The sequence below is a fragment of the Mesobacillus sp. genome, from assembly GCF_047739415.1.
Taxonomy (GTDB): Bacteria; Bacillota; Bacilli; order Bacillales; family Cytobacillaceae; genus Mesobacillus.
The window spans coordinates 1-13,954 of record NZ_JBIQOE010000313.1 but is presented as its reverse complement, the minus strand read 5'-3'; the positions used below and the strand labels follow the sequence as shown (position 1 = coordinate 13,954).

The 13,954-nt window shown below is 40.7% G+C and carries 14 protein-coding genes; 1 reads left to right on the top strand and 13 read right to left on the bottom strand.

The window, feature by feature from the left end; all coding sequences use genetic code 11:
• Positions 1-77 precede the first annotated feature (77 nt).
• The 10 genes from ACH0QE_RS25655 to ACH0QE_RS25610 all read right to left on the bottom strand — a co-directional run bounded on the left by ACH0QE_RS25655 (position 78) and on the right by ACH0QE_RS25610 (position 10,415).
• Positions 78-1,865, bottom strand: a complete 1,788-nt coding sequence (locus tag ACH0QE_RS25655) for an ABC transporter ATP-binding protein (protein WP_415803200.1) — start codon at positions 1,863-1,865, stop codon at positions 78-80.
• An 11-nt stretch (positions 1,866-1,876) separates the two neighbouring features.
• The gene (locus ACH0QE_RS25650) at positions 1,877-3,055 is read right to left on the bottom strand and encodes a nucleotidyltransferase domain-containing protein (protein WP_415803199.1); all 1,179 of its coding nucleotides are present in this window, start codon (positions 3,053-3,055) and stop codon (positions 1,877-1,879) included.
• Positions 3,039-3,518: a lasso peptide biosynthesis B2 protein gene (locus ACH0QE_RS25645; RefSeq protein ID WP_415803198.1), complete on the bottom strand. Its 480-nt coding sequence runs from the start codon at positions 3,516-3,518 to the stop codon at positions 3,039-3,041. The genes ACH0QE_RS25650 and ACH0QE_RS25645 overlap by 17 nt, the downstream gene beginning before the upstream one ends.
• Before the next feature lie 13 nt (positions 3,519-3,531).
• The gene (locus ACH0QE_RS25640) at positions 3,532-3,831 is read right to left on the bottom strand and encodes a lasso peptide biosynthesis PqqD family chaperone (protein ID WP_415803197.1); all 300 of its coding nucleotides are present in this window, start codon (positions 3,829-3,831) and stop codon (positions 3,532-3,534) included.
• A gap of 3 nt (positions 3,832-3,834) precedes the next feature.
• Positions 3,835-4,761: an aldolase gene (locus ACH0QE_RS25635; protein ID WP_415803196.1), complete on the bottom strand. Its 927-nt coding sequence runs from the start codon at positions 4,759-4,761 to the stop codon at positions 3,835-3,837.
• Between the two features lie 83 nt (positions 4,762-4,844).
• The gene (locus tag ACH0QE_RS25630) at positions 4,845-4,976 is read right to left on the bottom strand and encodes a paeninodin family lasso peptide (protein WP_415803195.1); all 132 of its coding nucleotides are present in this window, start codon (positions 4,974-4,976) and stop codon (positions 4,845-4,847) included.
• Positions 4,977-4,980: 4 nt separating this feature from the next.
• The gene (locus ACH0QE_RS25625) at positions 4,981-6,915 is read right to left on the bottom strand and encodes an asparagine synthase-related protein (protein WP_415803194.1); all 1,935 of its coding nucleotides are present in this window, start codon (positions 6,913-6,915) and stop codon (positions 4,981-4,983) included.
• A 197-nt stretch (positions 6,916-7,112) separates the two neighbouring features.
• Positions 7,113-8,786 carry an acyl-CoA dehydrogenase family protein gene (locus ACH0QE_RS25620; protein ID WP_415803193.1) on the bottom strand — a complete coding sequence of 558 codons (1,674 nt, stop codon included), beginning with the start codon at positions 8,784-8,786 and terminating at the stop codon, positions 7,113-7,115.
• On the bottom strand, positions 8,783-9,148 hold the full coding sequence (locus ACH0QE_RS25615; RefSeq protein ID WP_415803192.1) for a MerR family transcriptional regulator: 366 nt from the start codon (positions 9,146-9,148) through the stop codon (positions 8,783-8,785). Before ACH0QE_RS25615 ends, ACH0QE_RS25620 begins: the two co-directional genes overlap by 4 nt.
• Before the next feature lie 103 nt (positions 9,149-9,251).
• Entirely contained in the window at positions 9,252-10,415 is a 1,164-nt protein-coding gene (locus tag ACH0QE_RS25610) for a murein hydrolase activator EnvC family protein (protein ID WP_415803191.1), read from the bottom strand.
• Positions 10,416-10,622: 207 nt separating this feature from the next.
• Here ACH0QE_RS25610 and asnA point away from each other — a divergent pair, with 207 nt between their 5' ends.
• Entirely contained in the window at positions 10,623-11,612 is a 990-nt protein-coding gene (gene asnA / locus ACH0QE_RS25605; protein ID WP_415803201.1) for an aspartate--ammonia ligase, read from the top strand.
• Positions 11,613-11,682: 70 nt separating this feature from the next.
• On the opposite strand, the gene sdaAA is transcribed toward asnA, so the two are convergent.
• The 3 genes from sdaAA to ACH0QE_RS25590 all read right to left on the bottom strand — a co-directional run.
• Positions 11,683-12,588, bottom strand: coding sequence for an L-serine ammonia-lyase, iron-sulfur-dependent, subunit alpha (gene sdaAA / locus ACH0QE_RS25600; RefSeq protein ID WP_415803190.1), 906 nt, complete (start codon positions 12,586-12,588; stop codon positions 11,683-11,685).
• A 27-nt stretch (positions 12,589-12,615) separates the two neighbouring features.
• Positions 12,616-13,281, bottom strand: coding sequence for an L-serine ammonia-lyase, iron-sulfur-dependent subunit beta (sdaAB, locus tag ACH0QE_RS25595; protein WP_415803189.1), 666 nt, complete (start codon positions 13,279-13,281; stop codon positions 12,616-12,618).
• Positions 13,282-13,432: 151 nt separating this feature from the next.
• Positions 13,433-13,954, bottom strand: a 522-nt coding sequence (locus tag ACH0QE_RS25590) for a GGDEF domain-containing protein (RefSeq protein ID WP_415803188.1), incomplete at its 5' end; no start/stop codon positions are given.

Genomic DNA, 13,954 nt, shown 5'->3' with positions numbered 1-13,954 from the left:
ATAATATATACCTATTTTAGTTCTGTATAAAGAACAAGTCAAGAAGAAAATTTCAGTTTTCTAATTATTATTGTTGACTACACTGCTTCCGTTTGCTTTTTTAAGAGACTATTGAAAACACCTTTGTCCTCATTAGCAAGTTGCTTAAATCCACCCTGTTGTATTATTTCCCCTTTATCTAACACTATCACTTTATCTGCATTTCTAATAGTGGATAGTCGATGGGCTATGACGATGATTGTAACCTTCCCCTTAAGCTGTTCAAGTGCAGATTGAATTTTCGCTTCGTTTTCACTATCAAGAGAACTTGTTGCTTCATCTAAAACAAGGATGGATGGTTTCTTTAAGATTGCCCGTGCAAGTACTAGCCTTTGTCTTTCTCCTCCTGACAGTTTAATCCCTCTATCTCCAATAACTGTATCAAGGCTTTCTGGCAATGTTTGAACAAAGTCTGCTGCTTCCGCAAATTTTAATGCCTCCCACAATTCCGCTTCGGTCGCATCTGGGTTAATTAATAATAAATTTTCACGTATACTTGTATGAAACAAAAACGGATCCTGTGGCACATAGCTTATCATATTTCTCAACAACCGTACTTCACTGTCAGTAAGTACCTCTCCATCACTAAATACCTTACCTTTTGTTGGCTTGATCAAGCCCATAATAATATCCACTAATGTGCTCTTTCCAGCTCCAGAAGGACCTACTATCGCTACCATGCTATTTATAGGGATCTTCAACGTTATATTTCTCAAAGCAAAATCAGTTTCACCTTTTTGATTGTATTGGTAGAAGACTCTTTCGCATGATAATTCTCTTTTTATTGTTAATGTCTTTTGTGGAATAGCTTCTTCTTCCTCAAAGTATCTACTTGCTTCTTGCTGTAGTTCCCTGATGGATTGTATAGCCGGAAGATTAGCGGCCAGTTGTTCTAGGCTACCCTGAATATTTGAGAATCTTGGCCATAATCGTGTAAAGATGAGCATAATCAGAAGTAGTTGCTCCAATTGAGTATCAAAGACACGGATTGAAAAATAAATAACAAATGCAATAATTATGGCAAATGTACTTTTATAAATTAACTGGGAGAGTGTAGTTAATTTACGTTGAGACAATTTTTCTTCTTCAACTCTTGTATTCCATGTTTTTAACCAGTTAATTTTTATTGTTTCTAAGTTATTTGTTTTAATTTCTTTTATTCCATTGAAATCCTCTGTAAGTCCTCTAATATAGTCCTTAGTTATTTTGGTTTGCTTTTTTCCTATAGCTTGAGATTTTTTTATGAATATTCTTGAAGATAAACCTAGCAATTGCCCACAGAATAACACAAAGATTGTTATGAGAGGAGAAATCCAAAGAGCGATAAGAATCTGTATGAATGTAAATATAAGAGATGTAGCTAATTGAAGGAATACTGCTGTTCCAGCACTAAGCCTTCCTAATTCATCAGTCAATGAGTTTATTAGATCTGTTTTACGTTTCAACAAAAAGAAATCCCAATTTGCATTCAGCAGACTTCGATATGTGGCTAATCGTAGACGATTAATGAAACCCATATGTATCCTTAGATTTCTGATAGCCAAACTCCTTTGTATATAAGATTGGAGTATTACCAGCAAGGTATATATTCCTAACATAACTGGCAAGTTCAAATATGAAATCACATTCTTAACTGCATCTGAATTTAAAAAGTCTATCTTTAAGTCTGACAAACCTCCAAACTCAACCAAGTTAACTAATGGAATGACTAATATAATACCGATTCCTTCCAGCATACTTATAACCATCATACCGATCATATTAATATAAAGAGTTTTTCCCGAATAATGATGTAATTTTTTTATAAAAAAAAGCAGGGATTCCATATTTTCTCCTCCTAAACTACTGCATGTTTCTTTCTCTTTCGTAATGCCCATAAAAAGGGTCGTAAAGGAAAGTAAAGATAATGAAATTTTTTAGGGAGAGGGAAAATGGCTGCATCCTCTGGGTAAGGATGAAAAAAGCTTAAAATGAATAGAATCTTTTGCGGCCTAGACATCTGGGAAAACAAATAATGTCTATGGTACTTCGCAACTTCTTCAGCTAATGGCTCATCGTGTAGATTAATCATATCCTTAAAATAAAAAAGTGCACCCTGTGCCAATAATTTGGATTTCTTATTATTCGACATAGCTTGCATTTCCAGTGGAATATTTGTCTTAAGTAATACAGATGACAAAATAACGGCATGACCAGCAAGTGAAACTGAGTGATATTCGTGAAACAATGATACAACTTTACTCCAATCAACTTTTTGCTCCAATAATTTATGAATGTCGATTAGCCATCGTAGCCTTGACCATCCATGCCGAGCACCATGTGTAACTAGAAAGACAAACAGATCTTCTTTTCCTAATATGTTGACGCTCGATACCCGACATTTCCGCTTCCTGTTCCACAAATCTTCAAAAGACGGCTCAAAAGAAGGACCAGGATGAAGTCTCCAATGTACCTCTACCTTCACTTTTTTTTCAGGATGAAAAAAAGATAAATGATGGTGTCTCCATTTCCAGTCATTTAGAACCGTTTCAAAATAATCATCTTTTATATATCCACTCTCAATTAAGATTTCTTCTGCCTTTTCAAGTTGTTGAAATGGTACAAGAATATCCAAGTCTGAGGAAGTTCTTGATGATGTATCTCCGTATAGATCCACTGCAAGAGAAGGTCCTTTTAGAAATATTGTTGGGACATGACTTGCTTTTAATAACTTAAAAATATATTCGGTTTCCCCCAACAGATATAACATGTTAATAGTATTATTTTTGTAAGCATTGTATAAGTTTGAAGTTACAAATTCGGGTACGATATTAGCCTTTATAGCCTTAAGCTTACTGGCTATAGAGGGAAAAACTCTATGATGGAAGGACAATTTTAAGAATAATTTCCAATCGATATCGAGTTTCGAGTTAAGTTCGTCATATATATCCTTTTCATTATCACTATTTAGAATAAAAATTAAGAGTTTTAGCTCAAGGGGAATGTCCTTTAAATCCAACTTATATATTCCTTCCATATAATTCTCCCCCATTCTTTTTTGCGAATTTCGCAACGACTGTGAATTTCTTCATGACATCTGCACCTGTGACATAAAAGTCTCCCGAGCGCAGCCAAGCATGAGCTATTAAACCGCCTTCTTCTTTAGCGGTGCCAAGATAAAGCGTACTTTCAATACCTCTTCTTTTCAACATGGACATGGCTGTAATGGCTTTAACCAGGCACTTACTTTCCCAGGGGGTATATTTACTAGCAATTTCGATTGCATGCCTTATATTCTTCACTTGTTGAATTTGGACAGAGGATAAATTACTATTTAGCGGAGTTTCATCCATATGCTTTCCTAAAAAAGTAGATATTCTAGAGAAAGGTAATGCTATTAGAAACCTGGCCAAACCTAATATAAAAAAGGTCTCCAAAAATAAGCGAATTTCAGTGAAAGTCATGCGTGTAAATAAACGAATTATTCTCGAGAATCTCATATAAAACCCCTACTTAATTTATATCGTTAATTTCGATTAAACCTTCTTTATAAAGAGACTCCAAGAATTTTAAAACTTGCAGTTCACATTGATCTTTCTCAACAGTAAATTCATTGGTAAGAGACTCAATGAGATTGTTTACAGAGCATTTTGACTCGATCAAATCCCAGATTTGCCCACCAATTTCACCAAGATTATAATATTTGCCATTATCAACACTTAGCAGGACTTTTTCTCCTCCCATATCACTTGCAAAAAAACCTGCGTTACGGTTAATCATACTTTCTATTGAAAGATTATGAACACTGTGCATATACTATCCCTCTTTTTCAACGATTTTAAAAATCCCTTCAGTTATTTCATCCACTGAAAAACCCTTATCAGGCCTACTAATTTGAAACATTTTAATTTTGCTTACAAATTTAGAACAAATTTGTAAATGCCATTCCATTAAACCAAAGTCGTCCAATAAGAAATTCCTATAGGTATGTCTTAATAAAGTGTGAAGCCTCTCAAGGTTATGTATCTCTTTTATAGATACGCTATCATCCTCACTTTTTACGAGTTCAAATACACCAGCAAGTTGCAATTCTTGTTCACAAAACATAGATTTAATGGGAACCGTAAATTTCTTCTCTCTTTTATAAATTGGGTTGAATGATGTATTACTCATCCCAAATTTATGAAGGCTCTCTTCCCATAGTTTTTGTTGGGGATATGAAGGGGTAACTATCGGCTGATTTTCAGGTGTTAAGTTAACAGCAATAACATCATCGGTCAACAACTTGTAACCTTTCCTTGCCAGACTAGTCGCTAACGTTGATTTCCCTGCTCCAGAATCTCCAATGAATGCATAAACTTTCCCGTTAATTGAAAGTGCACTGCCATGTAATGGGAGTATTTTCCGCTGGAATAATATTGCTCCCATGCAAGTTCCTAGAATGTATAATCTCAGTTCATCAAAATCGCAACCTTTAAATGGAGATACTAATATTTGATTTCCATTTTTCACACAGAAGATTGAAGCTCCTGGCACTTTAAAATAAAATTCTTCACCCTGGGTTAGAAGCATTAGTGGAGTTTTATCTAAGACCGATGAATATTGGCTTAAGTCAGAAACCTTAATCTCAAGGTCAAATTGTTCCTTATCGAGGAGAACTGCACTTAACTCCGGAAGACGTATGTCACTTGAGATATTCAAACCGAATGCTTTATATAAAAATTTATTTATGGTTAATTTCATTGACTTCTCTCCACTTCACTATTCTAATAAGCCCTTATACAATTAAATTGTATAAGGGCGCTGAAAATTAGAGCCTTCAATGATTAGCTTTTATGCAAAAAGCCGATTTCATCTTCATCTTCAAATTGAGCATCCACATCTCTAATGCCAGGACCTTGCATTGTCATTTTAACGTCTAACACTTCTAATACTGGTGCTTTCCACTCTTTCTTCATTTTTTCACCTCCCTTCAATATTCTTCCTTATAAACTTATAAACAATGAAACTCCTCATCAACACTCTAATTTCAGGATTAAAGGCATCCTGGGGAAGTGGATTGCATCGGTATTTATCAATAAAAGTTTTAATTACTTTTTTGTTAATTAACTCAGAAGCAGTATCACTATTATTAAAGTTATCCAACTCGCAAATAAAATTCCCCCATTGAGGTATCATCCTATGTAACCAGTCTGCTCCTTGCTTACCTCTTATATTTTGGTTCAATCTTACTGAGTTAGGCAGAAGATTAACTGTGGAACGTCTTACAAGAGATCTATTTTGACCCTTTTTAATGAATTGATGATCAGGCACTGATAATGTAAATTTGACAACCCTTAAATCATTTGTTGGATCCCGATTCCATGACGAGTAGTTCAATGAAGCTTTTGTACTACTTATTCCAGTTGCATTCCAATAGAATAGTTTTGCAAAATGCCTCTCCCGTTCCTCATATGCATTTATAGGTCTATTAGAAAAATAGATATCTGCCTTTTCTAACTTATTATTTACTTTCACACGTTCTGCCAGCTCTGGACTTATCCATTTTGGAAAACTATATAATTCGTTGTTTGAGGCAAGAATCGGAAATGCTTTTTTACCAACGACTTTTAGTAATCTGGATTTTTCAACCTGAGAAATCCTGCAGTATTGGTTTACTTCTTGAAATAGTTTCATCCATTTTAATTTTCTTAAAAGAGTCGCATAGTAATCTAAAACAGGTCCCCACGAAATTGTCGCATTTCCTCTAGCACCACTTAAAAGTACTTTGATTCCTTGGTGTGAAGCCTGCTCATATATACCCTTTACCCAAAAAGAATTTTCAAAGAATTTATAAGGCATCTCCATAATATCCAGCCAATCATCAACATCGGAAAATGGATCATTTCCTTTAAAGTCTAAATAATTATCTTTAATATTCCCTACATGTTTCACAGTTGACTTTATATAAGGACTTTCATCAGGCAATGCATACTTCGGTGTCCAGTCCTCGAAATCATATACAGGAATATAACTATAGGTATGTAGTCTTTTGTTTTTCTCCTTTAAAGCTTTAGCCGCAAAACTTACCACTGAACCCGAATCCAAGCCTCCACTTAGATGCGCTCCAACTTCTCCAATTGACCGTATCCTTGATGTCACAGCCTTATTGAAAACTTCTCGAAAAGCTTCTTCATACTCGAAGTCTGTTTTCAGTACTAACTTTTCACCCATTTGGATATAGCTATATCTCTTTAAACTTACCCTGTTATTACTAATTGAGATTGAATGGGACGGGGGCACTTGTAAGATTGTTTTATATACAGTTGAATTTACATCTATAGCATCAACCATGCCTGGTATTGCCAAAAACTCAGCCATCCACTCTTCATTCAATTCCTTCTTAACTCCAGGCAAAGTAAAAAGAGGCATAATGGTAGTACAAAAGGCAAACATCTCATCGTCTTTGTAATAATATAAAGTCCGTGTCCCGGAAAAATCTCTCGCTCCAAATAGTTTCTGGTTTCGTTCATCCCAGATCATATAAGCGAAGTCTCCGACAAGATGTTTTGGGGATTCCTCTCCCCATTTATAGTAAGCTAGCAAAATGAGCTGGCTGTCTGGCATGTGTTTTTGTTTTGATCGCTCGACTTGAAGCTTTTCGAATAGTTCTTCTCTGTTATCTATAATGGCGTCTGCAGTGATGACGCATTGTCTTTCGGAATCATAGAAGGGCTGCTGCTCTCCGACGGATTCTGGAGTGATCCATTGCGCATGGTTTCCAATGAAGGCATTGTGTCTGTGCCAGACTTGGATATCGTCTGCGGGGAATTTTTCAAGGCCTTTCATTATGTTCCTTCCATGTTCGAAGGGAACTTGCTCTTTTTTCAAGTGAATGATTCCTGCAATTGCGCTCATGTTTTCCTCCTGGCATGGTGTAACTTAATAAAGAATTCATCCGTTCTTTATATAGAACATATAATTAAATTACCATCTATGATTTACAGTGTCAACAACCTTGGAAGAATTTATTTTCAAAATATTTAAGTAGTCAGAATTCCTCATTTCTCGACAAAAAAAACAAGCCTAAACGCTCTTAGGCTTGTTTTGATCTTTTAGATAGCAGTTTCTTTCTCGTATTTCTCTAAAGCCAATACTACATCGAAGTAATCGACGGATTTCAATTGTTCATTGAACTCATGTCCTGATTCCCAAGTTTCTTCTATATAAATCTCCATCACCTTCTGAGCACGTTCATCCCCACTCGCAGCATATTCCAACGCATTTACACTCTCAAAAATCTTCACCATCAACTCAGCCACACGCTTGGAGTGAAATGTCTTATGGTCATGGGATGCTGTCTGCAGAGACAACAGCAGTTTCTCTAACTGCTCGATCCCACCATGAACTTGGTCTACATACTCACCTTCCAACCCAACAACACGCTCTTTCATCTCCTCCAAAAACAACTCTCCAGCTCCAAACTTCTCCATCAACCTCAACACTTCCAGCCCAAGGATATTCGCTGTCCCTTCCCAAACAGTCAGTACCTGAGCATCTCTCAGTAATCGAGGCGTAACAAAGTCTTCAATATACCCATTTCCTCCGTGCATTTCAATGGCTTCATGTGCAAAGTGGACTGCTTGTTCAGCACTTTCTTTCTTCAAAAGGGCGATGTAAAGTCGATTCAAAAAGATATCTTTTTCTGATACTCCCGCCTCATTCCTCATGACTTTCTCAAACAACGGAAGGTACTTGAACACTGTCCTGGTTTCGACTTCGAGCTTCACAGCCATTTTAACGAGAGAATCTTTAATCATTGGAAAATCGGCCAACTTCTTGCCGAAGGCGTCACGTTTCAGTGCATACTCCCGTCCTTCGCGATAGGCTCGGCGCATGATGCCGAGTGATGCGACGGTGTTGCAGACGCGGGAGAGGTTTAATGCTTCCATCATGTAATAAAAGCCTTTTGCTGGATCTCCTATGACAAATGCTTCTGCTCCGTCGAACTCAACTTCAGCGGATGGGACTGCCCGAACACCGAGCTTATCCTTGAGTCTGCGAATCTTGATGCCGTTGAGTTTTCCGTCTTTTTTGCGCCATGGGACGGCGAACAATGTGAGACCTTTTGTGCCGGATGTGGCTCCTTCTTTTCTTGCTAAAACCATTGCGACGCCGCACATTCCTGCGTTGGAGGCGAAGTATTTTTCTCCGTAGATCTTGTAGCCGTTCGCTGTCTGGGCTGCCTTCACTACGTTTGCGCCGACGTCGGATCCGCCCTGGCGCTCGGTCAGGAAGGTGGCTCCTTCGTATAATTTAGTTTCTCCTGTCGCTAAAACATGGGGCAGGAATTTCTCTTTTAGCTCTTCAGAGGCGTATTGGTCCAATAAATAAGCAGTTGCCATCGTCAGTGTGACCGGGCAGTAAAAGCCTGGCTCTGTTTGGGATAACAAATAACCCTGGGCAAAGGAATAAATGTAGTTTCCCTGGCGACCTAGTTCTGGGATTTCCTTATGGACGTAGCCTACAATTCCCGCGTTGTAAGACTCTTCAACCGTCTTCCGGTAACCATCATTCACCCAAACTTCAGATATGTCATCACCATATGCATCGAACTTAATCAGCTTTGGTTGCCCTTCCCTGTCGGTAAACCTTGCCCTTTCGTCAATCTCGTTTGCGCATTTTTCACCAAACGCAAGTAACTCCCGATCTGCATACGCAAAAAATTCCTCATCCAATAATTCCTTCAGCAATGCCCTAAACTGCGGTTCTTCTTCGTAAAAATTCATCCTTGTAACCTCCCCTTAAATTCAGTCATCAGTCTTTCGATTTCCTCTTTGATTTCCTCAAGCTCAGCTATTCTTTCATTCACTTCTGCAAGTTTCTCTTCTCCATACTGAATGGTCCGCTTCAGTTGTTTTTCGCCGGACCGATCCTCGTCGAAAAGCAACACCATTTCTTTAATTTCCTCCAGCGAAAAACCGAACCGTTTTCCTCGGAGCACGAGTTTCAGCTTTGCTACATCACTGCTGGAATACATCCGCCGTCCTCCTTCAGTGCGGGAAGGCTTCAGCAATCCAAGCTCTTCATAATACCGGATGGTTCTTGTGGTAATCCCAAACTCCTCGGCGAGATTAGAAATTGAATCCATACTAAAACCTCTTTTTTAACAGAATAATCAGTAAACTAATTTTACCATTGACGTTAACGTAAAGAGCAACTGTAAAAAGCCAGATTCGTAAATTGAATCTGGCTCAGTTTCTAACGTATACAAGCGGATCGACGCTGTTTGATTTTTCATAGTTCCACTGGCCTTCGTGGATTTCGAAGTGGAGATGCTTGCCCCTGCTGTCGCCGGTGTTCCCCATATAACCGAGCATTTCGCCCTTGCTGATGGATTGCCCGGTGGTGACAGTGCTTTTTTCCAAATGGGCGTAAAGGGTTGTGAATGTCTTGCCGTTGATCTTATGGGTGATCAGGACGCAGTTGCCATATGTGGCTGAATAATAAGAGCGGATGACCGTTCCTGAAGCAGCGGCGACCACCTCGGTATCAGGCGATTCGTCAGCGATATCAATCCCTGCGTGAAGCTTGCCCCATCTGGGACCGTAGCCTGAAGTCAGCTCGCCGCTGGTCGGTATGATGAATATCTCTTCTGGATTCGCATCTAGATATTCCTCACGATGATTCTGATTTTCTTTTAAAATCGCAATCTCCTGGGATGCCAGGTTGACATAGACCTCATACATGTCCATCAGCTCTGATTCGCTTTCCCGCTTTGTATCCTGAACACGATCAAGCAGGCGCTGCTTTTCTTCGGCCTTCTTTTGCAGTTGAGCTTGCAATATCTGCATTTCTTTCTGTTCTTTCTCCAGTGAAACAATCTCCTGCTGGAGGAAAATCTCTTGATCCTTCAATATCTGCAGGTCTGCCTGATGTTTTGCCATTAACTCTTTATCGGCTTTAATGATGGTGCCTACGACAGTCGCGACATCGAGTAATTGGGATAGATTTTTAGAGTCAAAAATCATATTCACGTACATTCCCAATCCGTCCTGTGCCTGCATCGTTCGCAGCCGTTCTTTGATCCGCTTTTCGCGCTGGACGATGATGTCAGCAAGCCCCTCGATTTCCGCTTTCAAGTCTGCTACAGATTTCGCAGATCCATCAATGGCGGTTTGAAGGTTACGGATTTTCTGGTTGACCTCTGCCACCTCATCATCCAGTGCCTTTAGTTCGGAGAGATATTTTTGCTCAGCCTCATCCATTGCGTCGATTTGCGCTTCTTTCTTGGTAAAATCCTGCTTAAGGTCCAATCGTTGCTGGCGGATGTCTGATAGTTCTGCAGCTTCAGGGGGATGAATCCCTGCCATGACTAGTCCCATTGCGATTGCGGCCGCCCAACCTTTTTTCCTCATCACACGCCCCCTACTTCTTAATTCTATTAACTAGTATATAGGCACTTAATTACTAAAACTGTCGACTTCTGTTGTCGCTTTTCGTTTTTGCAGAAGGACAGTAGCAACTTTCACTTCCTGCTGTCATAAAGTAAATGGATGTTTGCGTAAATACACTAAAGTGCTAAATCAATCGGGAGGGGATGAGAGAAATTGAGCAATGCCGCTTTGAAGTATCAGTCAAAACTGGACTTAAGGGAGACAGAAGTTGAAATCAAGAAAACAAAGGATATTTTTGAAAGCAATCTTGCGGAGGCACTGGATCTGAATAGCGTGTCGGCCCCGATTTTTATAAGAGGCGGGAAGGGGATCAATGATGACTTGGCTGGAAATGAACGGATTGTTTCCTTTGACGCACTTGATGTGGAAAACGAAAGGATTGAAATTGTTCAATCGCTTGCCAAGTGGAAAAGGATGGCGTTGAAACGGTATGGTTTTTCTCAAGGCGAGGGGCTGTATACCGACATGAACGCGATTCGGCGTGATGAGACTCTCGACAATCTTCATTCCCTCTATGTGGACCAATGGGACTGGGAAAAAGTAATCTCCCGAAAGCAGCGGAATGTGAATACACTGAAAATCACTGTTAAAAAAATTTACGATGGCATCAAAAGGTCGGAAAGCTTTTTGGCAAAACTTTATCCTGTTTTAAACTCCACCCTGCCGAAAGAAATAAATTTTATCTCCTCACAGGAACTGGAGGATCTGTATCCAGATCTTTCACCAAAGGAGCGAGAGGATATAATCACAAACAGGTTCGGGGCAGTTTTTATAACTCAAATAGGGCATGAGCTTCGGTCAGGCCAAAAGCATGATTCCCGTTCACCTGATTATGATGATTGGAATCTCAATGGCGATCTTTTGCTCTGGTATCCACCTTTGGGTCGGGCAATCGAGATCACTTCAATGGGTGTCAGGGTTGATGAAAAAGTTCTTTTGGAGCAACTAAAGCTGTCCGGCCAGGAACAACGCATACAATTGGAGTATCATCAGGCATTATTGAATAAAGAGCTCCCTTACACCATCGGTGGCGGAATCGGTCAATCACGGCTGTGCATGTTTCTTCTGCAAAAAATCCATATTGGTGAGGTGCAGGTATCTGTGTGGAATGAGGAAACGATCGAAGAGTGCGTGAAACGGAACATTCATTTATTGTAAAAAAACTCAATCCCGTCCGGAAGTTTTGCCATTAGAAAAGCCACTTCAATTGAAAGTGGCTTTTTCAAACTTATTTTTGAATTAAATAATCCACAAGCTTCGACTTTGGCTTCCCAAAGATTTCTTCCTCTAAACGCTTGCCTGTTGGTGTTGCCGCGAGTCCGCCTGCTGCTGTTTCCCGCAGTGCGGATGGCATTGTCTGGCCGATGGCGTACATCGCGCCGATGACTTCGTCGCACGGGATTCGGCTTGTGATGCCTGCTAGTGCCATGTCGGCAGCAGTGATGGCGTTCGAAGCACCCATTGCGTTTCTTTTTACACATGGAACTTCAACCAGTCCTGCAACCGGGTCACAGACTAATCCAAGCATATTTTTCAACGTGATTGCGAATGCATCAGATGACTGCTGCGGAGATCCGCCAGCCATTTCAACGATTGCAGCTGCAGCCATTCCAGCAGCGGAGCCGACTTCTGCCTGGCAACCGCCTGCTGCGCCGGAAATCGATGCGTTATTCGCTACGACAAAACCAAATGCAGCTGTCGTGAACAGATACTCGATCATCTCCATGCGTGTCGGGTTCAGCTTTTCTTTTACTGCAAAAAGTGTCCCCGGAACGACGCCTGCTGATCCAGCGGTTGGTGTCGCGCAGATGATGCCCATTGCCGCGTTCACTTCATTCGTGGCAACTGCCTTGCTGACAGCATCCAGTAATAGATTGCCAGCCAGCGATTTGCCGCTGTCGATGTATTTTTGCAACAGGACTGCATCCCCGCCTGTAAGGCCGGTCTGGGACTTGACACCATTCAAGCCTCTTTCCACAGCGCGTTCCATGACCTGCAGATTATTGTCCATCTGGGCAATGATCTCCTCACGGGAACGGCCTGATACTTCTATCTCCTGCCGAATCATGATTTCGGCGATTTTCACCTGATTTTTTTCAGCTAATTCAACAAGCTCCGCAACATTACGAAACATGGCTAGCCCTCCTGATGTAACTCATATTTAGTCAACGAGACGGATAACCTGGTCAACGCCATCAAGGGCAGTTAACTCGGCATAAACGCCGTTCTCGATTTTGTGGTCCATTTCAATGACCATTACTGCTGTGTCTCCCTTATCTTTTCGCGAGACTTCCATATGACCGATGTTAATCTGATGCTTTGATAAAACGGTCGTCACGGCTGAAATCAGCCCGAATCTGTCATGATGGACGACCAGGATTGCCGGATTGCCACCGGACAGCTTCAATTTGAACGAATTGATTTCTGTAATCTCAACCGTTCCGCCCCCAATGGAAATTCCGACGATTTCGAGCTCCTTGCCTTGCCCATCATATAAATTTATTTTTACAGTGTTCGGATGCTCCATAACAGCATCCTCCGCAATGAATTCAACTTCAAGCCCAGTTTCCTCAGCGATTTTCAAAGCATTGGGAATCCGTTCATCAAATGTATCAAAGTCCATGATTCCTGCTACAAGTGCCAAATCAGTTCCGTGTCCTTTATAAGTTTTTGCAAAAGAGCCGTACAGGGAGATGACGGCCTTTGTCGGCTGCTTCTCGAATAATGTGCGCGCTATGCGGCCAATCCGCGCAGCCCCTGCTGTATGCGAACTCGAAGGCCCGATCATCACCGGACCAATAATATCAAATGCAGAACGATATTTCATGGTGCACTTCTCCTTTTACCAATCTATTGAAAGCGATTTCATATATTTACATTTTCAAAGAGTCCCAATCATTGTTATCTTACCACATTATATATATAGTTTAATCATAAATTTAATGGAAGTTAAAAACCACCCCGACGAAATGGGATGGCTAGTTCACACTGACTTTATTTCTGCCGCTGTTTTTTGAAACATACAGACCTTCATCGGCACGGTTCAGCAGCGAATCGATGTTGTCTCTTCTCTGGTAACCCGTGACTCCGAAGCTCGCCGTCAAACTTCCAGCTCCTTTGAAGCAATGATTTTCGACCAGCTTGCGGAAGTGCTCTGCTTTTTCATAGGCCTGTCCGTCGGTACTATCCGTAATCAGGATGAATTCCTCCCCGCCCCAGCGGCCGAACTGGTCACCATCTGTTAGATTGCCAGAGACGATGGCAGACAGCTCCTTCAAAACACAGTCCCCGATTTTATGGCCAAAGTCATCGTTGACCTTTTTAAAATGGTCGATATCGAAAAAGATAATTGAAAACGCCCTTCCATCCTCCGCAGCCTCGAGCTTCTCCTCGAGCCAGACATCAATCTGGTGCCGGTTCGCCACACGGGTAAGGGAATCAATATAGGCGTGCTTCTTAAAGAAATCCCTCTCTGTAAAAGCACGGAACATATTTTGCGC